Source organism: Massilia sp. HP4, from assembly GCF_005222695.1.
In the GTDB taxonomy this organism is placed as follows: Bacteria; Pseudomonadota; Gammaproteobacteria; order Burkholderiales; family Burkholderiaceae_D; genus Telluria.
In genome coordinates this window covers 30,183-52,829 of record NZ_STGG01000042.1, presented here as the reverse complement: position 1 = coordinate 52,829, position 22,647 = coordinate 30,183, and the positions used below count along the sequence as shown (strand labels likewise).

At 66.2% G+C, this 22,647-nt stretch carries 26 protein-coding genes; 18 read left to right on the top strand and 8 right to left on the bottom strand.

Annotation, left to right across the window (positions count from 1 at the left end; all coding sequences use genetic code 11):
• Positions 1–18 precede the first annotated feature (18 nt).
• Genes E8M83_RS16485 through E8M83_RS16475 form a run of 3 tightly spaced genes read right to left on the bottom strand, consistent with a single transcriptional unit; the run spans position 19 to position 1,569 of the window.
• Positions 19–651, bottom strand: coding sequence for an FMN-dependent NADH-azoreductase (locus E8M83_RS16485; protein WP_137174434.1), 633 nt, complete (start codon positions 649–651; stop codon positions 19–21).
• On the bottom strand, positions 648–1,082 hold the full coding sequence (locus E8M83_RS16480; protein ID WP_137174433.1) for a carboxymuconolactone decarboxylase family protein: 435 nt from the start codon (positions 1,080–1,082) through the stop codon (positions 648–650). Before E8M83_RS16480 ends, E8M83_RS16485 begins: the two co-directional genes overlap by 4 nt.
• Before the next feature lie 55 nt (positions 1,083–1,137).
• Complete coding sequence (locus E8M83_RS16475; RefSeq protein ID WP_137174432.1) at positions 1,138–1,569, bottom strand: GNAT family N-acetyltransferase; 432 nt, start codon at positions 1,567–1,569, stop codon at positions 1,138–1,140.
• A gap of 85 nt (positions 1,570–1,654) precedes the next feature.
• On the opposite strand from E8M83_RS16475, the gene E8M83_RS16470 reads away from it, so the two are divergent.
• Entirely contained in the window at positions 1,655–3,079 is a 1,425-nt protein-coding gene (locus tag E8M83_RS16470) for a PLP-dependent aminotransferase family protein (RefSeq protein ID WP_137174431.1), read from the top strand.
• Between the two features lie 141 nt (positions 3,080–3,220).
• Here the strand turns inward: E8M83_RS16470 and E8M83_RS16465 are convergent, their stop codons facing one another.
• The 4 genes from E8M83_RS16465 to fnr all read right to left on the bottom strand — a co-directional run bounded on the left by E8M83_RS16465 (position 3,221) and on the right by fnr (position 6,371).
• Positions 3,221–3,877 carry a hypothetical protein gene (locus tag E8M83_RS16465; RefSeq protein WP_229491585.1) on the bottom strand — a complete coding sequence of 219 codons (657 nt, stop codon included), beginning with the start codon at positions 3,875–3,877 and terminating at the stop codon, positions 3,221–3,223.
• Positions 3,829–4,785 carry a DMT family transporter gene (locus E8M83_RS16460; RefSeq protein ID WP_137174430.1) on the bottom strand — a complete coding sequence of 319 codons (957 nt, stop codon included), beginning with the start codon at positions 4,783–4,785 and terminating at the stop codon, positions 3,829–3,831. Before E8M83_RS16460 ends, E8M83_RS16465 begins: the two co-directional genes overlap by 49 nt.
• A gap of 61 nt (positions 4,786–4,846) precedes the next feature.
• Entirely contained in the window at positions 4,847–5,605 is a 759-nt protein-coding gene (locus E8M83_RS16455) for an AraC family transcriptional regulator (RefSeq protein ID WP_137174429.1), read from the bottom strand.
• A gap of 4 nt (positions 5,606–5,609) precedes the next feature.
• Positions 5,610–6,371, bottom strand: a complete 762-nt coding sequence (fnr, locus tag E8M83_RS16450; protein WP_137174428.1) for a fumarate/nitrate reduction transcriptional regulator Fnr — start codon at positions 6,369–6,371, stop codon at positions 5,610–5,612.
• Between the two features lie 266 nt (positions 6,372–6,637).
• Here fnr and E8M83_RS16445 point away from each other — a divergent pair, with 266 nt between their 5' ends.
• The 17 genes from E8M83_RS16445 (at position 6,638) to E8M83_RS16365 (ending at position 21,407) form a co-directional block, all read left to right on the top strand.
• Entirely contained in the window at positions 6,638–7,285 is a 648-nt protein-coding gene (locus tag E8M83_RS16445) for a molecular chaperone (RefSeq protein WP_229491583.1), read from the top strand.
• Positions 7,272–7,493: a formate dehydrogenase gene (locus E8M83_RS16440; RefSeq protein ID WP_137174426.1), complete on the top strand. Its 222-nt coding sequence runs from the start codon at positions 7,272–7,274 to the stop codon at positions 7,491–7,493. Before E8M83_RS16445 ends, E8M83_RS16440 begins: the two co-directional genes overlap by 14 nt.
• A gap of 18 nt (positions 7,494–7,511) precedes the next feature.
• Positions 7,512–10,331, top strand: a complete 2,820-nt coding sequence (locus tag E8M83_RS16435) for a formate dehydrogenase subunit alpha (protein WP_137174425.1) — start codon at positions 7,512–7,514, stop codon at positions 10,329–10,331.
• A gap of 29 nt (positions 10,332–10,360) precedes the next feature.
• Entirely contained in the window at positions 10,361–11,032 is a 672-nt protein-coding gene (gene fdh3B, locus E8M83_RS16430; RefSeq protein ID WP_137174424.1) for a formate dehydrogenase FDH3 subunit beta, read from the top strand.
• Complete coding sequence (locus tag E8M83_RS16425) at positions 11,029–11,247, top strand: hypothetical protein (RefSeq protein WP_137174423.1); 219 nt, start codon at positions 11,029–11,031, stop codon at positions 11,245–11,247. Before fdh3B ends, E8M83_RS16425 begins: the two co-directional genes overlap by 4 nt.
• Positions 11,248–11,256: 9 nt before the next feature.
• A complete protein-coding gene (locus tag E8M83_RS16420) occupies positions 11,257–12,351 on the top strand; it encodes a formate dehydrogenase subunit gamma (RefSeq protein WP_137174422.1) in 1,095 nt (364 codons plus the stop codon).
• Positions 12,352–12,360: 9 nt separating this feature from the next.
• A complete protein-coding gene (locus E8M83_RS16415; RefSeq protein WP_137174421.1) occupies positions 12,361–12,813 on the top strand; it encodes a hypothetical protein in 453 nt (150 codons plus the stop codon).
• Positions 12,810–13,349 (top strand): hypothetical protein, encoded by a 540-nt coding sequence (locus E8M83_RS16410; protein WP_137174420.1) that lies wholly within the window; start codon positions 12,810–12,812, stop codon positions 13,347–13,349. Before E8M83_RS16415 ends, E8M83_RS16410 begins: the two co-directional genes overlap by 4 nt.
• A gap of 10 nt (positions 13,350–13,359) precedes the next feature.
• Entirely contained in the window at positions 13,360–13,803 is a 444-nt protein-coding gene (locus E8M83_RS16405) for a DUF3305 domain-containing protein (protein WP_137174419.1), read from the top strand.
• A complete protein-coding gene (locus E8M83_RS16400) occupies positions 13,800–14,282 on the top strand; it encodes a DUF3306 domain-containing protein (protein ID WP_229491574.1) in 483 nt (160 codons plus the stop codon). Before E8M83_RS16405 ends, E8M83_RS16400 begins: the two co-directional genes overlap by 4 nt.
• On the top strand, positions 14,279–15,967 hold the full coding sequence (locus E8M83_RS16395) for a 4Fe-4S binding protein (protein ID WP_137174418.1): 1,689 nt from the start codon (positions 14,279–14,281) through the stop codon (positions 15,965–15,967). Before E8M83_RS16400 ends, E8M83_RS16395 begins: the two co-directional genes overlap by 4 nt.
• Before the next feature lie 111 nt (positions 15,968–16,078).
• Positions 16,079–17,761, top strand: coding sequence for an AMP-binding protein (locus E8M83_RS16390; RefSeq protein WP_137174417.1), 1,683 nt, complete (start codon positions 16,079–16,081; stop codon positions 17,759–17,761).
• A 24-nt stretch (positions 17,762–17,785) separates the two neighbouring features.
• Positions 17,786–18,277, top strand: a complete 492-nt coding sequence (locus E8M83_RS16385; RefSeq protein ID WP_137174416.1) for a VOC family protein — start codon at positions 17,786–17,788, stop codon at positions 18,275–18,277.
• Between the two features lie 73 nt (positions 18,278–18,350).
• Positions 18,351–18,872 carry an SET domain-containing protein gene (locus E8M83_RS16380; protein WP_170976841.1) on the top strand — a complete coding sequence of 174 codons (522 nt, stop codon included), beginning with the start codon at positions 18,351–18,353 and terminating at the stop codon, positions 18,870–18,872.
• Between the two features lie 36 nt (positions 18,873–18,908).
• Positions 18,909–20,105, top strand: a complete 1,197-nt coding sequence (pncB, locus tag E8M83_RS16375) for a nicotinate phosphoribosyltransferase (protein WP_137174415.1) — start codon at positions 18,909–18,911, stop codon at positions 20,103–20,105.
• An 87-nt stretch (positions 20,106–20,192) separates the two neighbouring features.
• Positions 20,193–20,630, top strand: coding sequence for a hypothetical protein (locus E8M83_RS16370; protein ID WP_137174414.1), 438 nt, complete (start codon positions 20,193–20,195; stop codon positions 20,628–20,630).
• A 480-nt stretch (positions 20,631–21,110) separates the two neighbouring features.
• Entirely contained in the window at positions 21,111–21,407 is a 297-nt protein-coding gene (locus E8M83_RS16365; protein WP_137174413.1) for a DUF4019 domain-containing protein, read from the top strand.
• Positions 21,408–21,430: 23 nt separating this feature from the next.
• Here the strand turns inward: E8M83_RS16365 and E8M83_RS16360 are convergent, their stop codons facing one another.
• The gene (locus tag E8M83_RS16360; RefSeq protein ID WP_137174412.1) at positions 21,431–22,609 is read right to left on the bottom strand and encodes a DNA topoisomerase IB; all 1,179 of its coding nucleotides are present in this window, start codon (positions 22,607–22,609) and stop codon (positions 21,431–21,433) included.
• Positions 22,610–22,647: the final 38 nt, after the last annotated feature.

Here is a 22,647-nt window from a genome sequence, read left to right as displayed (position 1 = left end):
AACGCTACCGTGGACTGGTCAGGCGGCGCGCGCCAGCTCCGCGACTTTCGCCAGGTCCATCGTGGCGAGCATGGTCTCGCGGTTCGCCTCCAGTTGGGCCGGATCGAGGAAGGCCGTCGCCTGCAGCGGAAGGAACTGGAGCGACTTCAGACCGATGCAGCCGAAGGCCGCCGTCAGGTAGGGCGTCAGGAAATCCGGCTGGCGCGCCTGATTTCCGCTGAACACGCCGCCCGAGGCAATGCCGATGTAGACCGGCTTGTCCTTCAATAGCCCGACCTTCTCGCCGCTTGCGCTCACTCCGATGCTGCGGCCGACGCGCAGCAGCTGGTCGATCCAGGCCTTGAACACCGACGGCAGGGTGAAGTTGTTCATCGGCGTGCCGATCACCAGCACGTCGGCCGCCTCGACTTCCTGGATCAGCCATTCGGACAGCTGCACATCGCCGTTGGCAATGCCGGCCGCCATGGCGCCAGGCGTGGCCAGCGCGGCGGCGTAGGCGCCATCCGGGTGAGCAATCGGCTCCAGGCCCAGGTCGCGCCGCAGCACGGTGGCGTGGGGATGGCGCGCCAGCAGCTCCTGAACCATCGCGCCCGATAACGCGCGGCTGTGCGACTCGATGCGCGGACTGCAATCGATATGGAGGATATTCATTGGCGCATCCCGATCGCGAGGCGGTTGAAGGCGCTCATCAGGGCGATGGCGAAGGTCAGGTCGGAGATCTCGACCTCGCTGAAGTATTCCTTGAGCGGCTCGTAGTCGGCATCGGGCGCGCCGGTGCGGTCGACCAGGGTCAGCGCTTCGGTCCAGGCCAGCGCGGCGCGTTCGCGCGCGCTGAAATGGTCGGCGACGCGCCAGCCGGCCAGGGTGTCGAGCTTCGCTTCAGGCACGCCGTCGGCGCGCAGCGCCTTGGCGTGCATCTCCAGGCAGAAGGCGCAGCCGTTCATCTGCGACATGCGCAGCCAGGCCAGTTCGATCAGCTCCTTTCCGAGCGAGCTGCCGTCGAGCGCCTTCTTGGTGGCGCCGAAGCCCTGGTAGGCGGCGGGCGAGAGGGAATAATAGGGCAGGCGTTTCGGGGCACTCATAAAACAACTCCGGTCAGGTCAAAAAACAGTCGGTCGCAGGCGCGGCGCCTGCGGGTCATCGTGGCTGGACAAACTGCATTCCCATTGCCAGCAGGCCTTGCCGGTAATAGAAGCGCTGCGCGAGGGGCATGTGCAAGCCCGTGTCGAGCACGAAGTTTTCGCAGCCCTGGCGCTTGGATTCGTCGCGCAGGGCATCGATCAGTCGGGCGCCCAGTCCATGACGGCGGGCGCTGGCGGTGGTGACCAGGTCGTCGACGTACAGGAAGCGTCCGTTCATCAGGTTCTCGAGGATGCGGTAGCCGGCCAGCGCCTTGACCTGGCCATCCTGCCAGGCCGCGAGCAGGCGGTATCCCTGCCCGCCCTGGCGCCGCGCCTGGGTGGCGAAGGCGTCGGCATCGGGCAGGTTCGGGCGCAGTTCGCGCATCACGCCAAAGGCGGCGCGGTAGTCGTCGTCGGTCTCGATCAGGCTCAGTGTAAAAGTATCCATCGTCGCTCCTCATTCAATACGCGTACTATAGGCGGCTAATGGCCTACCCGATAGGTGCAAGAATTGAAGAAATGAATAGGACATCATGGATATCCAGAACCTGAAGCCGAGCCGCGACCATTGCGAGCCGATCTACCTGCAGCTGTATCGCCGCTATTGCGAAGCGATCGCCGCCGGCAAGCTCAAGCCGGGCGACCGGGTGCCGTCGGTGCGCAGCCTGGCCAGCGAATTGAACCTGGCGCGCGGCACCGTGGAAGCGGCCTATCAAATGCTGGTCGGCGAAGGCTATTTCGTGGCGCGCGGGGCGGCCGGGACGGTCGTCTCGCCGCAGTTGGCGAAGCTGGCCGGCGCGACCAGGCCCAGGATCGCGGCGCACCGCGCGCCGAATGCCAGTTCCCCGCAAGGCGCGCCGGGCGAAGCCCTGCCGTTCCAGCTCGGCTTGCCGGCGCTGGACGCGTTCCCGCGCAAGACCTGGGCGCGCCTGGCCGGGCGCAACCTGCGTGCACTGGAGGCGATGGCGATGACCTACCCCGATCCGGCCGGCTACGGCGCCCTGCGGCGCAGCATCGCCACCTATCTCGGCATCGCGCGCGGCATCGACTGTACGCCCGAGCAGGTGTTCGTCACCGCCGGCTACCACGGCGCGCTGGAGCTGGCGCGGCGCGTCGTGCTGCAGGATGGCGACACCGGCTGGTATGAAGACCCGGGCTATGTCCTCGCGCGCCGCTTCCTGCTGCAATCCGGCCTGCGCCTGGAGCCGGTGCCGGTCGATGACCAGGGCCTGGACGTGGTGCGCGGCATGCAGCGCGCGCCGGATGCGCGCTTCGCGGTGGTGACGCCGACCCACCAGAGCCCGATGGGCATGGCGATGTCGCTGCCAAGGCGCCTGGAGCTGCTGGAATGGGCGCGCTCCAACCGCGCCTGGATCGTCGAGGACGACTACGACAGCGAGTTCCGCTACCACGGCCGGCCACTGCCGGCGCTGAAGAGCCTCGACCGCCACGGACGGGTGCTGTACACCGGCACCTTCAGCAAGGTGCTGCTGCCCGGACTGCGGCTGGCCTACCTGGTCGTGCCCGAGTCGCAAATGGCGCGCACGCGCGCGCAGGTCGACTACCTGCCTGGCCCGGGTTCGATCCTGCCGCAGGCGACCGTGGCCGATTTCATGGAGCAGGGGCATTTTGCGCGCCACCTGCGCAAGATGCGTCTGCTGTATGCCGAGCGGCGTGCTTACCTGGTCGCGGCGCTGGTGTCGGAACTGGGCGAGCGGATCGAGGTCCAGCCGCAGGCCGGTGGCATCCATGTGCTGGCGCGGCTCGGGGCCGGGCAAGACGACCGGGCGCTGACGGCGGCGGCCCAGGCGCGCGGTTTGGGTCTGCAGGCGCTGGGCGACTGGCGGGTGGGCAGGGCGGATCGCGGTGGGCTGTTGATGGGGTTCACCAATTTTGCGACGCCCGAGATGGCCTTGGCGGCGGTGCGGCATCTGCGCGCCGTGATGGATGCGCGTTGACGTACTTGCAGGATCTCTTGATGACGTCACCGGCAGATCCTCGTCAACCCACCCGCTGGGACATGAAAAACGAGCGGGAGACCACATGCCGCTTTTTCCCTGGGCCGTTACGACGCAGTGTCAGTGCGGCCTGGCGCTGCTTCAGCGATTCTTCGGCTTGTACTGTACACGACCCGATAACACGATCGTACCGGCGCCGTTGGACAGGTCTTCGGTGCCGCTCAGGTAGCCGCCCCCGCGTGCACCGGAATAGGTGCCGGAGCCGCCGGTGATGGTGAAGGTGCCGCCGTTCATGATGTAGGCAGTGCCTACACCGGTGGGAATGAACTGGCCACCGTAGTTGGCAAAGATCTGGTCGCCGTTTGGATACAGCAGGATGAACTTGCCATTGCTGAAGGTGAATGTCGTGCCAGACTGGGCGAAGCAATCTCCGCCGACGAACGCAACCGGCGTTCCTTCGGCCGTCTCACCATGGCCGGCAAGCTTGCCGCCGAGGGTGGACGCACATTGCGGCGCAGGACCAATTTTTTCATTGAATACGCCTTTCACTTCAAGCGCCGCGACCACGGTCGGAGCGGCCGAGGCCGGGAACGATGCGGCCATCAGGAGCAGGCTGGACAGTAGGCGGATTGAGACAGTCTTCATTGCAACATTTCCTTGGTTGTTAAAAAATTGATAATGCGTATAGTAAGATAAGAGAAGATTTTTGTTGCGCGCACGATTCAATTTTTCACGTTGTTGCAAGTTACCTACGCTTTTCGCATGGCCACCCTGTTCTTTCGGTGCGCCGATGCACATGACACCACGCCCCCCACCAGCAGCACCATGGCCGCCGTCTCGAACCCGGTCGGCCAGCGCGCCTCCCACAGGAATCCATACAGCGCCGCGAAGACGGTCTCGAACACGATCATCTGTCCCATCAGGCTCAAGGGCAGGGCGCGGCTGGCGTGGTTCCACAAGGCGTTGCCTACCACCGAGCACAGGACCGCCACTGCGGTCACCAGGGCCCAGAACTGCAGCCACGCCGGCAGGCTGTGCTCTCCCGGCGCCAGCACGAAGGCCGGCACCGCCAGCACCAGCGCCATCAGGCCCGTCACCACACCCACCAGCAGGTTCCACTCATGCGACGACACGCCGTCGATGCGCGCCAGCCAGCGGCTGTTATGCACCGCGAAGATCGTCCACGACAGCAGCGCGCCGAAGGCGCAGGCCAGGCCGGCCAGCGAGCCGGTGCCGGACGCCGACAGCGACTCCCAGCCGATGCAGGCCAGGCCCGCGCCGCTCAGCAGCAGCGAAGGCAGTAGCCGCCGCAGCGGCACTGCATGGCGGTCGCGCGACCCCACCAGGGTGACCGCGATCGGCAGCAGCCCGATCACGATCGAGGCCATGGCCACGCCGCCCAGTTGCACCGCATTGGCCAGGAACATGTAATAGACGATGTTGCCGGTCAGGCTGAGCCCAACCAGCGTGCGCCAGGCTTGCCAGCCGAGCTGGCGGCGCAGCCGGCCCCAGGCCGGGTAGATGAGAAGGGCGGCGATCAATCCATAAGCCAGGTAGCGCCCGGCCGAGAGCTGGATCGGCAGGAATCCGGGCGCCAGTTCCGGCGCCAGGAACACCAGCCCCCAGAGTGCGCCGGCGGCGATCCCGGCGCCGATGCCGAGCAGGGTGGGGCGGGACAGGCCGCCCGCGCCGGTAACGATGAACATGTGGATCTCCTTTGATGAATGGAGATTCTCGGGGATCGACGAGCGACGGTCTTGGCCGGGACTACTGCGCCTTTGACGCGTTCTCCTGACTTTTACGCCGATAGGCGGCGGGCGTGGTGTCGAACGCGCGGCGCATGGCCCGCGTCAGGCTGGCCTGGTCCGAAAACCCGCAGGCCAGCGCGATATCGGCCACAGTGCGGTGGCTCTCGGCCAGCAGAGCGCGCGCACGATCGAGGCGGCAGCCCAGCAGCCAGGCATGCGGGGTGCTGTCCAATTCTTCGCGAAATACGGCATGCAGGCGACTGACGCTCAGGTTGGCGGCGCGCGCCATCGATTCGGTGGTCCACGCGAGCCCGGGCGCGGCTTCGATGCGCGCCAGCAGGGCGGCCAGGCGCGAGTTGGCACGCGGCGTCGCCAGGCTCAGGGTGTCGAGCAGCAGCGGCACCCAACCCTGCACCAGCGCGCGCGGCGGGGCGGCCTCGCGCGCCAAGAGTCCCATGAATTCGACCAGCTTGCGCGCCGCCGGCCCGAGCGCGACGAAGGGCCGCTCCACCAGATCCTGCCAGGGACCGTGCCCGAAGGCGGCGCCGTCGACGTCGACGATCAAGGACTGATTGGCGCCCTGGCTCGATTGCGCATGCCAGGCGCCGGGCGCCACCAGCGCGCCATGCAGCGGATCGAGCCGGCCGCGCCGCTCCCCGATGTCGAGCAGCACGTCGCCGTGCACCGGCAGGACCAGCTGGGCGAAGTCGTGGCGGTCTCCCCAGTGCACGCGATCGTAGCTGCGCAGGTGCAGGTCGCACGAGGGCTGCGGCGTCATGCGCTCACGCCATCGGGCTGCACACGTCGGTGCCGGCTGCCAGCGCCTTGAGCTTGACCGGATCGAGCAGGGTGAGTTCGCGCTTGTCGACTTCGAGCCAGCCCTGTTTCTTGAAGCGCGACAGCAGGCGGCTGATGCTCTCGATGGTCAGGCCCAGGTAGTTGCCGATGTCTTCGCGCGACATGCGCAGCTGGAAGCGGTTGGCCGCATAGCCGCGGGTAGCGTAGCGCGCCGACAGGTTCACCAGGAAGACGGCGAAGCGCTGCTCGGCGCGCATATTCCCGAGCAGGAGCATGACGTTCTGCTCGCGCGTGATCTCCTGGCTCATGATGCGGTGGAAGTGGCGCAGCAGGGTCGGCACTTCGCCGAACAGGTCTTCCAGGCGCGCAAACGGAATCTCGCATACCTCGGAATCCTCCAGCGCCACCGCGTCGCAATGGTGGGTGCCGCTGATCGCGTCCATGCCCAGCAGCTCGCCGGCCATCTGGAAGCCGGTGATCTGGGCTTCGCCGGCGGCGTTCACCTGGTAGGTCTTGAAGTGGCCGAAGCGCACCGCGTACAGGTTGCGGAACGATTCGCCCACGCCGTACAGGCGCTCGTCGCGCTCGAGGCGGCGGCGGCGCCCGATGATCTTGTCCAGGCGGTCGATCTCGGCGTCTTCCAGTCCCATCGGCAGGCACAGCTGGTGCATGCTGCACTGCGCGCAGGACTTGAGCGCATGGAGATTCAGGGGCGGCTCGGCGTGCTGGATCAGGGGCTGGGTCATGAGGGATGGTCGGTAAATTCAGTACACCAAGATTATAGACGCGTTGCAGCATCAAATTGGACAAACCGATGCCATTTATTTGCAATGTAGAAACAAATCGTTGTGTTACGGTCTGAATGCCGGGCGGCGCCGCCACGGTTCCCTCGATCGCTCCGGCAACTGTGCGCGCTCAATGCGAATCGGGGTCTACACTACCGATACAATTTGAACAACTGGAGTGATCGACAGTGTCACCTACAAGTGCGAGCACGTCCGTCAAACCTGCCATGGACGCTGCAGCCCCGATCACGGGCATGCCACCCAGCGGCGAAGACCAGGCCCGCGCCGACCTCTACGCCTTGCTGTCGCGCCTGCTGCTCGCGGCGCCCGACGCCGCGCTGCTCGAGGCCCTCGCGTCGAGCGATCCGATCCTGGCCGAAGGCGGCGATCCGGCGCTCGAGCGCGCCTGGGAGCAGCTGACCGTGGCGTCCGGCGTCATGGACCCCGGGCTCGTCCACGATGAATTCACCGCGCTGTTCGTCAGCATCGGCACGCCGCCGGTCGACCCCTATGGTTCGCGCTACCTGGCCGGCTACATGAACGACACGCCGCTGGCGCACCTGCGCCAGGACCTGGCCCGGCTCGGCGTGGCGCGCATGCGCAGCCGCGGCGACTTCGAAGACCACCTCGGCGCGCTGTGCGAGACCATGCGCGTGCTGGTTGCCGGCGCGCCCGGCATCCGGCGCCAGCCGCTGGCAGTGCAGCGCAGCTTCTTCGAGGCCCATCTCGGCTCCTGGTGCATGCGCGCGCTGGACGACATCGCCAATGCCGAAGGCGCCAACTATTACCGCCTGGTCGCCCGCTTCGCGCAGGCATTCCTGGCAATCGAGGCGGAAGCATTCGCCGTAGGAGAGGAGAGCGATGAACAAGCATGACCCACAGGCCGCGCCCGACCGGCCCGATCCCGCGCGGCGCGGCTTCCTGAAAGCCGCCCCGCTGGGCGCCCTGGTGGTGGCCGCGGCCGCCGCCCCGGCGACTGCCGCGCCAGACGCTGCCCCGGCCGCGCCCGATCCCAAGGCCAAGCGCGGCTACCACGAGACGGATCACATCCGCCGCTATTACGAGACCGCCGCCTACTGGTAGGCAAACCGAGGAATCGCTATGTCATTGGTCAAGTCCACGCGCGACAGCGCGTTGAAACGGCGCCGCTTCCTGGTCGGGGCCGGCGTTGCCGCCGGCGCCGGCGCCATGGCGCGCCACCTGCCGCTGAACGTGATCGAGCCGGCCCAGGCCGATCCGGTGCCGAACACCCCGGTGCCGACCGAGGTCAAGCGCACCGTGTGCAGCCATTGCTCGGTCGGCTGCTCGGTCGACGCGGTGGTCGCCAACGGCGTCTGGGTGCGGCAAGAGGCCGCCTTCGATTCGCCGATCAATATGGGCGCCCACTGCGCCAAGGGCGCCTCGGTGCGCGAGCACGCGTTCGGCGAACACCGCCTGCGCTATCCGATGAAGCTGGTGAACGGCAAGTACCAGCGCATCTCCTGGGACCAGGCGATCGACGAGATCGGCGACAAGCTGCTGCAGTTGCGCAAGGAGGCCGGGCCGGACGCTCTGATGGTGATCGGCAGCTCCAAGCACAATAACGAGCAGGCCTATTTGCTGCGCAAATGGGTCTCGTTCTTCGGCACCAATAACTGCGACCACCAGGCCCGCATCTGTCACTCGACCACGGTGGCGGGCGTGGCCCAGACCTTCGGCTATGGTGCGATGACGAATTCGTTCAACGACTTGCACCACAGCAAGGCGGTGCTGTTCATCGGTTCCAACCCGGCCGAGGCGCACCCGATCTCGATGCTGCACTTCCTGCACGCCAAGGAACTGGGCGCCAAGATGATCGTGATCGATCCGCGCTTTACCCGTACCGCGCGCTTTGCCGACCACTATGTGCGGGTACGGCCCGGCACCGACATCCCGCTGGTCTGGGGCATCCTGTACCACATCTTCAACAACGGCTGGGAAGACAAGAAGTTCATCGAAGAGCGCACCTGGGGCATGGAAGACGTGCGTGCCGAGGTCATGAAATGGACGCCCGACAAGGTGGCGGATGTCACCGGCGTGCCTGAATCGGCCGTGCGCCTCGCGGCCGAGATGCTGGCCACCAACCGTCCGTCGTCGGTGGTCTGGTGCATGGGCATCACCCAGCACCACGTGGGCACCGCCAATGTGCGCGCGCTATCGATCCTGCAGCTGGCGCTCGGCAATATCGGTATCCCGGGCGGCGGCGCCAATATCTACCGCGGCCATGACAACGTCCAGGGCGCGACCGACGTCGGCCCCAATGGCGACTCGCTGCCCGGCTACTATGGCATCGCCGAAGGCGCCTGGAAGCACTTCGCCGAGGTCTGGGGTGTCGACTACGAGTGGATCAAGTCGCGCTTCGGTTCCAAGGAACTGATGGAAAAGCCCGGGATCACGGTATCGCGCTGGTTCGACGCCGTCAACGAGCAGGAACAGTTCATCGACCAGCCGAGCAAGCTGCGTGCGGTGCTGTACTGGGGCCACGCGCCCAACAGCCAGACCCGCCTGCCGGACATGAAGGCGGCAATGCAGAAGCTCGACCTGATGGTGGTGATCGACCCGTACCCGAGCATGACGGCCTCGATGCACGGCCGCACCGATGGTGTGTACCTGCTGCCGGCCGCCTCGCAATTCGAGACCCAGGGTTCGTGCACGGCGTCCAATCGTTCGATCCAGTGGCGCGAGCGGGTCATCCAGCCGCTGTTCGAGTGCAAGACCGACCACGAGATCATGTACCTGTTCGCGCGCAAGCTCGGCTTCGCCGACGAACTCTGCAAGAATATCAAGGTGGTGCACAACGAACCGGTGGTCGAGGACATCCTGCGCGAGATCAACCGCTCGTGCTGGACCATCGGCTACACGGGCTGTTCGCCCGAGCGGCTCAAGCTGCACATGGAGAACAAGCACACCTTCAATCCGACCACCTTGCGCGCCGATTCGGGTCCGTGCAAGGGCGATTACTACGGCCTGCCGTGGCCCTGCTGGGGCACGCCCGAAATGAAGCACCCGGGCACGCCGATCCTGTATGACCTGAGCAAGAGCGTGGCCGAAGGCGGCCTGCCGTTCCGCGCCAACTGGGGCGTCGAGCACAACGGCTCGAGCCTGCTCGCGGCCGACGGCTCGACCACCAAGCACAGCGAGCTCGACTTCGGCTACCCCGAGTTCGATCACGTGTTCCTGAAGAAACTCGGCTGGTGGGCCGAGCTCACGCCGGCCGAGCAGGCCATGGCCGAGGGCAAGAACTGGAAGACCGACCTGTCGGGCGGGATCATCCGGGTCGTCATCGCCCACGGCTGCGCGCCGTACGGCAATGCGCGGGCACGCTGCAATGTCTGGAACTTCCCCGATCCGGTGCCGGTGCACCGCGAACCGCTGGCGACGCCGCGGCGCGACCTGGTGGCCAAGTACCCGACCTATGACGACAAGGCCAACCACTGGCGCCTGCCGACGCTGTATAAATCGGTGCAGGCGGTCGATTATTCGAAAGACTTCCCGCTGATCATGACCTCGGGCCGCCTGGTCGAATACGAAGGCGGTGGCGAGGAAACCCGTTCCAATCCCTGGCTGGCCGAGCTGCAGCAAAACATGTTCGTCGAGATCAATCCGCGCGACGCCGTCCAGATCGGCGCCAAGATCGGCGAATACGTCTGGCTCGAAACGCCGACCGGCGCCCGCCTGAAGATGATGGCGATGGTCACCGAGCGGGTGCCGGTGGGACTGGTGTGGGCGCCATTCCACTTCGGCGGCTGGTGGATGGGCGAAGACCTGGAACAGCACTATCCCGAACACGGGGCGCCGATCGTACGTGGCGAGGCCATCAATACCGGCTGGACCTATGGCTATGATGCCGTGACCATGATGCAGGAAACCAAGGTCTCGCTGTGCCGTGTGGTGCGGGCCTGACGAGGAGGAGAGCGACTATGGCAGCAAGAATGAAGTTTATCTGCGACACGGAGCGCTGCATCGACTGCAACGGCTGCGTGACCGCATGCAAGAACGAGCACGAGCTGGCCTGGGGCATCAACCGGCGCCGCGTGGTGACCATCAACGACGGGATCCCGGGCGAGCGCTCGGTGTCGATCGCCTGCATGCACTGCACCGACGCGCCATGCCTGGCCGTATGCCCGACCAACTGCATCTATCACACCGAGGACGGCATCGTCCTGCACAGCAAGGACCAGTGCATCGGCTGCGGCTACTGCTACTACGCCTGTCCGTTCGGCGCGCCGCAGTTCCCCGAGACGGGCCTGTTCAACCACCGCGGCAAGATGGACAAATGTACCTTCTGCGCCGGCGGCCCGGAGCCGGATACTTCGGAAGCCGAATTCAAGAAATACGGCCGCAACCGCATCGCCGAAGGGAAGCTACCGGCCTGCGCCGAGCAATGCGGCACCAAGGCGCTGCTGGGCGGCGACGCCAACATCATCGCCGACATCTACCGCCAGCGCGTCGAGACGCGCGGCTACGGTCCGCAGCTGTGGGGCTGGAAGATCGCCTACGGCAAGCCCAAGCGCGGCGGCGAGATGAAGGTCAAGGGCGATTCGCCGCGCGTCAACCAGGACCTGCGCGATTCGCAGAACCACGCGGGGAGGTTCCCGACATGAAGCTCATCAAGACCTGTGCACTGATCCTTCCGCTCGTATTGCTGGCCGGCTGCCTGGAAGTAGACCAGCACCCAGCCTGGATCCATGGTGAATATGCCGGCAAGAAGGACGACCGGCCTTACCAGCGCCGCTTCCACAACGACCGCCTGGCCTGGTGGGCCACGGTCGAGAACCGCAACGGCAAGCAGAACGAATACAACCGGGCCAATCCCTGAGGAGGCACCATGCGAGCGAATCTGAATACGCTGCGCGCCATGCTGTTCCTGGTGGCGGCCCTGGTCTTTTCCGCCAGCTGGGCCGGCGTCAAGAACCAGGATGCCACGCCGGCCTACGCCGAAGAACAGACGATGCTGCAGATCGAGGCCGATTCAGTCGTGCCCGATCCCGGCATGACCAGCTCGGCCTCGGGCCGGGTGCACATGGACCGCCACTACCTGGGCCAGTACGGCAGCAAGGAAGGCAATGTCATCGTCCAGCGCGGGGGCAATACCTGGCGCCACCTGCGCAACGGGCCGCTGGCGACGATCGCCGGCTTCATCCTGCTGGCGGTGCCGCTGGCGATCTTCGTGTTTTACCGGACCATCGGCCCGGCCAACCAGGTGGCCGAGGCGGGCCGCAAGATGCAGCGCTTTAACCGCTGGGAGCGCCAGGTGCACTGGGCCACGGCGTTCAGCTTCATTGCGCTGGGCATCACTGGCATCGTCATCATGTACGGCAAGAACATCATGCTGCCGTGGATGGGACACAATCTGTTTTCGTGGGTGGCGATCGTCTCCAAATACCTGCACAACTTCGTCGGGCCGCTATTCATCCTGTGCTCGATCCTGATGTTCTTCACTTTCCTCAAGCGCAATTTTTATAATCGCGCCGACTGGCAGTGGGTCAAGAAGGGCGGCGGCATCGTCAGCCACAAGCACGTGCCGGCCGGCTTCTTCAATGCCGGCGAAAAAACCTGGTTCTGGGGCGGCGTTGCACTGCTGGGGCTGGTCATGTCGGTCACCGGCCTGGTGCTCGATTTCGCCGTCGGCCAGACCCGCTATGTGATGCAGGTGGCGAACGTCCTGCACGTGGGGGCGGCGGCGGTCTATATGGCGGCCGCCATGGGGCATGCCTATATCGGGACCTGGGGCACGCCGGGCGCCTATGAGGCCATGCGCTACGGCACGGTGGACGAGAACTGGGCCAAGGCCCACCACCAGCTGTGGTACGAACAGATGAAGACCGGGGTCCCGCCTGGCATGGACCAGGACGGCAAGATGGTGCCAGGGCGCGATGTTCCCGGCCAGGGCGGCCGGCCGCAACCCGGCCCCGCGCACTAAGGAATGACGATGAAACTACGTGATGCATCGAAACTCGGCGCGGGGGCGCTGCTGACCGCGCTGGCGGCCATGCTGCTCACCGCCTGTGACCGGGGCCAGGCGCCGGCGGCCAACGGCGTGATCCAGACCAAGTATCCGGGGCAGGTGTCGGCCGGTGGCTTGAGCAGCGGCCAGCTCATGGCGCAGACGGCGCGTCCGGAGACCGACGCCACCTATGCCGGGGGCACGCCGGGCATTGCTGGCGGGTCGGGCGGCAACACCAGCGGCGCCGAAACCGGTGGCGAGACCCGTGAAACCGGCCAGGGACCGTCGAGCGGCGTCACCCAGCCGTCCAGCGCCGGCCGTCCGGGCAGCGACCTGCCGTCGGGTGAGAACCGCCCGGCCGCGCCGGCGCCAGGTACAACCGAAGCCCCGGCCGCCAATAATGCTGCGCCGCAGGGGCAAGCAGGAGGAACACGATGAAGCCGAAGCGATTGCAATCCCTGTTGGCGCTGGCGCTTGGCTTGAGCATCACGGGCGGATCCTGGGCGGCGCTGCCGCCGCCATCGCCGGCCCAGGCCCAGGCCGCGGCGGCCAAGAAGGCCGAGGCCGACGCCAAGGCGGCGCGCGATAAGCAAGCGCTGGCTTCCTCGATGGACCGGATCAGCGGCCAATGGCGCCAGCGCGCCGCGCAGGAGGGCTGGACCATCCAGCCCCCGCCACCTGTCACGGGTCCGACTGGCATCGCCGCGTCCGATCCCACGCCGGCCAGCGCCGGCGTGCCGGCTCCGGCCCCGGCGGGCGCGACGCCCGGCACCTCGGGCGCGGCGCCCGCCACGGCCGCCGCGCCACTGGGCGCACGCGCCCTGCACGCGGCCAATGTGCCGGTCAAGAGCGAGAAACTGGGCACGGCCCGTCCGAGCGAAGACGTCAAGCAGGGACCGACCCGCGCCGAGCCGGCCGGGGCATCGCCGACCGTCAACAAGAAAGGCGTCCCCAAGAACGCCCCCAAGCAATGAAGGAATCGCGATGAAAAAGGGAGGCATGCCGGTCGCCATCATCATGCAGCGGCGCGCGGTGCAGCACCGCTGGGGCGAGATGGACAGCTGGGCCGCGGTGGGCATCGTGCCGGATCGCGGCGAGCTGCCGCGCCTGTCCATGCTGAGCGAAAGCGCGGAGCGCGACTATTACCTGGTCTCGGGCCTCGAGCTGGAGCTGTATACCGACGAACACGAAGGCTATTACGAGAACATCATGGCGCCGGAATCGAAGGTCTTCGTGTTGTGGCGCATGGAAGACGGCCGCGCGATGCCGGCGCGCGCCTCGGTCAGCTATGTCGAGGGGACGCGCATGTTCGATTCGGGCGAGTCGGCCGACGGTGTGACCATGCCGGCCGAGATCTATAGCTGGGTCGCGGGCTACCTGCGCGAGAACTTCACGCCGCGCCCGCGCAAGGGCCGCCAGCACGGATGAGCACCGACACGATGGCCGAGGAAGGATTCCTGCGCCGTTGGGCGCGCTTGAAATCGGCGCCGGAGACGGTGGACCAGGCCGTGACCGTCGAGGCGCCGGTTGCCGTCGTCCAGCCGCCGAGCGAGGAAGAAGCGCGGCCGCTGCCGACCCTGGACGACGTCGCGCGCCTGACGCCGGAATCCGACTACTCGGCTTTCGTCGCCAAGGGCGTCGACAAGGCGGTGCAACGCATGGCGCTCAAAAAACTGTTCGCCGATCCGAACTTTGCGGTGATGGACGGCCTGGACATCTATATCAGCGACTACAACAAGGCAGCGCCGCTCACCGAGGCGATGCTGGCCTCGCTCAAGCATGCGCCGGGCGTGTTGGGCCGCTTGCTGGACGATGAGCAGCCAGGCAAGGCCGACGCCGGGCATGAAGACCATCTCGATCCGGCAGCCGCAAGCGAGCCGGACGCGCCATCACAAGGGACCACATGAATATTCGATTCAATGACGGGGCGGCCGCAGACCCCGTCCAGGAAGGCCGCGACCGTGCCGCGCGCCTGGCCGCCCTGCAGGCCGCCAGGGAGATGTCCGGCTTCGAGCCGGCCGTCACGGTCGACTACCGTTCGCACGGACGCACGCTGGTGGTCGGCAGCGCGCGCGATGCATTGCCGCTGGCCGATCGCTTGTCCGGCGCCCTGTCGGTCACGGTACTGCTGCTGGACGAACCCGATGGCAAGTTGCGCCTGTACCCGGTGCACGCGGCGCAGACGGTGGCGGTGGCGGGCTGGCTTGGCGCCTTCGAAGCGCGCTGGCGCGCGGCCGGGCAGCCGGTGGGCGAGGGCAGGTTCGACCTGGTGCTCGACCTGTGTCCGGCGCGCCTGATCGCCAGCCACCAGCGTCCGCACGGTTACTACGCCCCCGGCGATGACGAGGCGGCGCGCCAGGCGGCGCTCACGGAGCTGCTCGACATGGTCGGCGACTTCGAGAAGCCGAAATACTTCAGCTACAAGGAACGCATCTGCGCCCACGGCCGCAACGGCATCCATGCCTGCACCGCCTGCGTCGACATCTGCTCGGCCAAGGCGATCGCCAGCGACGGCGACCGGGTCAAGGTCAATCCCTACCTGTGCGCCGGCTGCGGTGCCTGCGGCACCGTGTGCCCGACCGGGGCCATGAGCTATGCCTATCCGCCGGCGCCGCTCACCGGCAAGCGGATCCAGGCCGCGCTGCGCGCCTTCGGCGAGGCCGGTGGCGCCCAACCGGTGCTGCTGCTGCACGACGCGCACGGCGCCGGGATCGTCGAGCGCCTGGGCGACAGCCTCCCGGGCCGCATCCTGCCGTTCTCGCTGCACCACGTGGCTTCGACCGGCATCGACGTCTGGCTGGCGGCGCTGGCCTATGGCGCGGCCGGCATCGCGATCCTGGTCACGGGCGACGAAGCGCCGCAATACGTGCAGGCGCTGGGCGAGCAGATGGCGATCGCCCAGGCGGTCGTCGATGGCCTGGGCTATGCCGGGCCGCATTTCCAGCTGCTGCAGCTGGCTGACGGGCTACAAGCGTCGCCGCTGGCGGGGGCGCAAGAGCTGGCGCTGGCCCTCGGCCATGCGCCACGCGGCGAGGTGCCTTCGGCGCCAGCGGTGTTCCACCTGGCGGCGGACAAGCGCAATACGCTCGACTACGCTCTCGACCACCTGCACCGCCACGCGCCGCGCCAGCCGCTGCACATCGACTTGCCGCCCAATGCGCCATTCGGCACGCTGGCCGTCGACCGCCAGGCCTGCAGCCTGTGCATGTCCTGCGTCGGCGCCTGCCCGGCCAATGCGCTGCAGGACGGGCAGGGCGCGCCGCAGCTGCGCTTCATCGAGAAGAACTGCGTCCAGTGCGGCCTGTGCGCCAACACCTGCCCCGAGAACGCGATATCTCTGGTGCCGCGCATGTCGTTCGCGCCCGAGCGCATGGGCGCGGTGGTGCTCAACGAGTCGCAGCCCTTCCACTGCATCCGCTGCGACAAGGCCTTCGGCACCCTGCAGATGGTCGAGAACATGCTGGGCCGCCTGGGCGCCCACCCGGCCTTCGCCGCCAACCTCGATCGCCTGCGCATGTGCGGCGACTGTCGCGTGATCGACATGATGGCGCCGGCCGACGAGATGCAGGTTACGCCGCTGCGCCGTCTCTGACGCGGCCGAGGAAGACGCCACCGGACGGCGATTCGGTGGCAGAATGGTCGTGACACCAGAACAGCGGGGGCGACTTGCCACCCGCAGGCAATAGCGACCAGGAGACACCCCATGACGCCAACCCAGCGCTTCGTGCAGGCGCGCGACTTCCTCCAGCAGCACCGGCTCGACTACGACACCGCCTACCGCGATTTCCAGAAGCCCGAACTCGACCGGTTCAACTGGGCGCTCGACTTCTTCGACCAGCAGGCAAGGGACAACCATCGTACCGCCCTGTGGGTGGTCGAGGAAGACGGCCGCGAACGCGAGGTCTCGTTCGCCGACATGGCGGCGCGCTCGAGCCAGGTGGCGGAGTATCTGCGCAACCTGGGCGTGCGGCGTGGCGAGCGGGTGCTCCTGATGCTGCCGAACCGGGTCGAGCTGTGGGAAATCATGCTGGCCGGGATCAAGCTGGGCGCGGTGCTGGTGCCGACCACGATGCTGCTCGCAGGCGACGACCTGGCCGACCGCCTGGAGCGCGGCAATGTGAAACACGTGATCGCCCAGGCCAGCGAAGCCCATAAATTCGAGGTGCTGGCCGGCAGCCATACCCGGATCGCGGTCGGCGGCGCCCCGGATGGCTGGCATGACTACGACGACAGCCGCACGGTGGCCAGCGTGTTCGTGCCCGAAGGCGAGACCCGCGCCACCGACCCCTTGCTGCTGTACTTCACGTCCGGCACCACGGCCAAGCCCAAACTCGTGCTGCATACCCACCAGAGCTATCCGGTCGGCCACCTGTCGACCATGTACTGGATCGGCCTGCAGCCGGGCGATGTGCACTGGAACATCAGCTCGCCCGGCTGGGCCAAGCATGCCTGGAGCTGCTTCTTCGCGCCGTGGAATGCGGGCGCCACCGTCTTCGTCTACAACTACGAGCGCTTCGCCAGCCGCGCCGTGCTCGACACCATCGTGCGCTGCGGCGTGACCTCGCTGTGCGCGCCGCCGACCGTGTGGCGCATGCTGATCAAGGAAGACCTGGCGGCCTGGAAGCCGGCGCTGCGCGAGCTGGTCGGCGCCGGCGAACCGCTCAACCCGGAAGTGATCGAGCAGGTCGAGCGCGCCTGGGGCATCCGCATCCGCGACGGCTTCGGCCAGTCCGAATCGAGCTGCCAGATCGGGAACTCGCCGGGCCAGCCGATCAAGCCGGGCTCGATGGGCCGCCCGCTGCCTGGCTACCGCATCGCGCTGCTCGACATCGACGACCGGCCGGCGCGCGAGGGCGAGATATCGGTGGAACTTGCGGCGAATCCGATCGGTCTCATGGTCGGCTACGAAGGCAACGAGGAAAAGACACTTGAGGTCATGCGGGCCGGCCACTACCACACGGGCGACACGGCGAGCGTGGACGACGATGGCTACTATTTCTACGTCGGCCGCAACGACGATGTGTTCAAGTCGTCCGACTACCGCATCAGCCCGTTCGAGCTCGAGAGCGTGCTGATCGAGCACGATAGCGTGCTCGAGGCAGCCATCGTGCCGAGCCCCGACCCGCTGCGGCTGTCGGTGCCGAAGGCCTTCGTGACCCTGCGCTCCGGGGTGGAGCCGAGCCGCGAGATGGCGGCCGCGCTGTTCGCTTTCACGCGCGAGCGCCTGGCGCCGTATGCGCGCATCCGCCGCATCGAGTTTCGCGAGCTGCCCAAGACCATCTCGGGCAAGATCCGGCGCGTGGAGCTGCGCCGCGCAGAAGCGAACAAGGGCGACGGCGCGTCGGATGCGGGCGTGGAATACCGCGAAGAGGATGTTGTCAGATAGCGTTACCGCTCACAGGAGAAAGCCATGCAACTGCACGCACCGATCCAGCCCTGCCTGTGGTTCGACACCCAGGCCGAAGAAGCGGCCAGGCACTATATTGCGATCTTTCCCGACTCGCGCATCACGCATGTCTCGCATTACAGCGAGGCAGGCCGGGACATGCACCGGATGCAGCCCGGCAGCGCGATGGCGGTGCAGTTCGAGGTCGATGGCCAGCCCTGCATCGCCATGAACGGCGGCCCGCAGTTCCACTTCACCGAGGCGGTGTCGTTCATGGTGATGTGCGACGACCAGGCGCAGATCGATTATTACTGGGAGCGCCTGGGCGAAGGCGGCGACGAAGCGGCGCGCCAGTGCGGCTGGCTCAAGGACAAGTTCGGCCTGTCGTGGCAGGTGACGCCGACCGGGATCATCTCGTGGATGGCCGGCCCGCATGCCGACGCCGTGATGGTGGCGCTGCTACCGATGAAAAAGATCGATATCGCCGTCTTGCGCGCCGCGGCCGGCATTTCTTGATGAGGTGTGCGGCCAGGGCGCCGCAATTGCGGCCATAATGGATGTATTCCTTCAATCATCCATGCGGCGCCAGATGACCACCAAAGAACGCTCCAAAGAACGCGATAAAAAACGCTCCGGCAAGAAAGACCCACTGTTCGAAGTGCGCGAGTCGCCCGTCCACGGCAACGGCGTGTTCGCGCGCCGGGCCATCGGCGCCGGTGAACGCATCATCGAGTACAAGGGCCAGCGCATCAGCTGGGACAAGGCGACCCGGCGCGCCGAGAAGGCGGGCGGCCCGATCAACCACACCTTTTACTTCAGCCTGGCCGACGGCCGCGTGATCGACGGCGGCCGCAAGGGCAACGAGGCGCGCTGGATCAACCATGCCTGCTCGCCCAATTGCGAAGCCTTCGAGGACGAAGGAAAGGTGTATATCCACGCCATGCAGGATATCGAGGCCGGCGAAGAGCTGAACTATAATTACGCGCTGATCTACGACGAGCGCCACACGCCGGCGCTCAAGAAGCTGTTCGCCTGCCGCTGCGGCACGCCGGGCTGCACCGGCACCATGCTGGCGCCCAAGCGCCGCGCGAAGAAGTCGGCGACAATATAGCCTGCCGCGCCCGTTGCGCGTATGCCTGGAGCCTTGATGACACCCGTAGTCCGCAGCCTGCTGGAGACCGATCTTTACAAGTTCACGATGTGGCAGGCCCTGTTGCACAGCCACCCGGGCGCCACCGGCGAGTATGAATTCCGCTGCCGTAACGAGCCGGCCTATCCGCTGGCCGAGCTGCAACACGACGTCGACCGCGAGCTCGATTACCTGTGCGGCATGATGTTCACCGAGGGCGAGGTCGCCTACCTGCGCGGCCTGCGCTTCATCAAGAGCGACTTCGCCGACTTCCTCACGCTGTTCCGCTTCCAGCGCAAGTTCATCCAGGTCTCCACCAACGGCCCGCACCTGGTGATCCGCGCCAGCGGCCCGCTGGTGCACGTGATGGGCTTCGAGATCTTCGTGCTCTACATCGTCAACGAGCTGTACTTCCGCCGCTTCGACCAGCAAGAGGCGCTGCTCGAAGCGCGTTTGCGCCTGCGGCAAAAGATCGACGAGCTGCGCGCCTTCGCCTATGAGCCGCCGCGCGCCAATCCCTTCGAGTTCTTCGATTTCGGCGTGCGCCGCCGCTATTCCGGCGAGTGGCACGACGAGGTGGTCTCCACCATGGCGCGCGAGCTGCCGCAATACTTCAAGGGCACCTCGAACGTCTACCTGGCCTATAAGCTCAAGCTGACGCCGATCGGCACCATGGCCCACGAATACCTGCAGGCCCACCAGTCATTCGGCACCCGCCTGCGCGACTTCCAGAAGGCTGCGCTCGAGAACTGGGTGCAGGAATACCGCGGCGACCTGGGCACGGCCCTGACCGACGTGGTGGGCATGGATGCCTTTCTAGCCGACTTCGACCTGTATTTCGCCAAGCTGTTCGACGGCCTGCGCCAGGACTCGGGCGATCCGGTCGTGTGGGGCGAGAAGGCGCTGGCGCACTACGGCAAGCTGCGCATCGATGCGCGCACCAAGCGCCTGGTGTTTTCGGATGCGCTGACCGTGCCCAAGGCGCTCGAGCTGTACCGCCATTTCGCCGACCGCGTGATGACCGGCTTCGGCATCGGCACCAAGCTCACCAACGACACGCCGCACAAGCCGCTGAACATCGTCATGAAACTCGTGCGCTGCAACGGCCAGCCGGTGGCCAAGCTCTCCGACACCAAGGGCAAGTCGCAGAGCACCGACGAGACCTTCATCGCCTACCTGCGCCAGGTGTTCAACAAATACGATTCCGGCGACTGAACTGACAGTTGAGCCAATCGCAATCCTGCTGAAGCATTAGGCACTTAAGATTCATACCTGTCTGCCTATCGATAGCTTGGAGCGGATGTGGGTTGGTTTTTGGTCAGCATTTTGTTGCCTTTGGCAGCGCCGATTGCTGCCATGTGGGTCCTACAACGTTGTCGCCTGCCTGTTCCTTGGACGCAAAAGAGCCTTTTGGTTCCGATCAAAGATGGTCAGCTTTGTTGGGGCGCGGTTGCTTTCTGTGCACTGGCAATGTACGAGATTGCCGAACCAGGCGCAGGGGGGACGCTGGTGGCGGAAGGCTTACGAGGATACGCTAACGCGGGTTTCGTACTGATAATGGTTCCTTCCGCCATGATGGCTGCTGCCGGGGCTGTGTTTCCTATCTCTGTTGCTTCGCCATTAATCGGGCCTTGGTACAAGTACTATGAAACACTTGCTACATCCTTGACGTTGACGATCCTCGCAGGCGGCGCCTATACGGTGGTAAACTTTTGCCTATTAAAGCCTGGACTCACCTAGCAGGAGTGAAAAATGACGCCTTGGGTAAAACAGCAGTTTCGTGACCCGAAGCACGCCATGACTGCGATTTCGGTGACTAGCCTGACGATCGCAGTGGTAGGCGCTGGAATCATTTTCCTTAGTGCTCTGCTGAACTACTAGAGAAACGCTCACTGCGGTTCGTTCCAATCTTGAGGCCTCAGCTCGCGTACGAGCCGGGGCTTTTTCATGTCCGCTTGTGTTTTTCTATCGTCTGCAGCAGATTTGCAGGTGACCGAGCCGGCTCGGTGGCGCTGCGAGAATGTGTGAGACTGTGCGTCGGCCAGACGCGCTATGCTGTCGGCTTGCCAACGCTCTACCAGACGGAGTCCTCCATGAAGCAGCTCGCCCCGATTGCCATCGCCGTGATGCTCGCCTTGCCCGTCGCCGCCGTCCACGCGCAGGAAACCGACCATAGCAAGGCGGGTGTGGCGGCTGCCGAAGCGTGGCTCAAGCTCGCCGATGCGGGCAAGGGCCTCGATACCTGGGAGTGCAGCCGGGACCGCCTTCCGCGCCGCCGTCACCGCCGAGCAGTGGACCGGGATGCTGCATGGCGCCCGTGCGCCGCTTGGCGAGCTGAAGTCGCGATCCCTGAGCAGTGCGCGCTACACGCGCACGCTGCCCGGCGCACCGGAAGCCGATTACGTGGTGATCCAGTACGGTGCGACATACGCCAAGCGCCCGGGCGCCACCGAAACCGTGGTCACGGCGCGCGAAGCGGACGGCAGCTGGAAAGTCGTCACGTATATGGTCCAATAGGCCGGCGACCAGTCCGTCCCGCCTCATGGGGCCGCGCGGGCGGCGGGACGCGACGGTTTGCGGGCGGCTGGCTTCTTCGGCGCGGCATTCTTGCGCGGCGCCGGCGCCCGTGGATGTTCCTGTTCGTGTCTCAGGCGCTGCTGGAGCATGGCCAGCACTGCCGCCTCCTCGGGCTGCAGCGCGTGCAGGTCTTCCTGCAGCGTTTCTTCGGTGCGCTCGCGCAGCACCTCGAGGGCGGCGCCGTCGAGATAGGCGTCCAGCACCGCCGGGTGCACATAGCATTTGCGGCAGATCGAGGGGGTATTGCCGAGCTTTTCGGCCACCGACTCGATCGCGCGCACGATATTCTTCTTGGCCTGGGCTTCTGAGTCGAACTTTTCAAATTCTTGCAAGGCCAGCGCCGCCAGCACGGTGCCCGACCAGGTGCGGAAATCCTTGGCCGTGTAATCCTCGCCGCTGATCGCGCGCAGGTAGTCGTTGACGTCGCTCGAATCGATGCTGTGGGTCTGGCCGTCCTCATCCACGTACTGGAACAGCTCCTGGCCCGGCAGGTCGCGCGAGCGCGCCACGATGCGCGCCAGGCGCCGGTCGTGTACCTTGACCTTGTGATAGACCCCGCTCTTGCCGCGGAAGCTGAACTCGACGTCGCTGCCGTCGACTTTCGCATGGCGATTGCGTAGCGTCGTCAACCCGAACGATTTATTGGTACGCGCATATTCCTCGTTACCGACCCGCATCATGGTCGCTTCGAGCAGGTAGACGATCGTCGCCAGCACTTTTTCGCGCGGCAGGCCGGGCAACCCCAGGCCGCGGTCGACCTCGGCGCGGATGGCCGGCAGGGCCTGGCCGAACTTGAGCATGCGCTCGTACTTGACCTCGTCGCGCGCCTCGCGCCATTTGGGGTGGTAGCGGTATTGCTTGCGTCCGCGGGCGTCGCGCCCGGTCGCCTGCAGGTGGCCGTTGGCCTGGGGGCAGATCCACACCTCGGTCCAGGCCGGTGGAATCACGAGGCCCTTGATGCGCGCCAGCGTATTCTCGTCGGCGACCGGCTCGCCGCGGGCGTCGAGGTAGCGAAAGCCATCCTTGACGGTTTCGCGCCGGATGCCGGGCCGGTCGTCATGGACATGACGCAGGCCGGCCGCGCGTGCGGCGGCGGGTGGTTCGATGGTAACGGTATCGTCGTCGGGCTTTGCGCTGGGCATGGCAGGGTCGGTGAAAGGTTGTTCTTCCAGCCGATGCT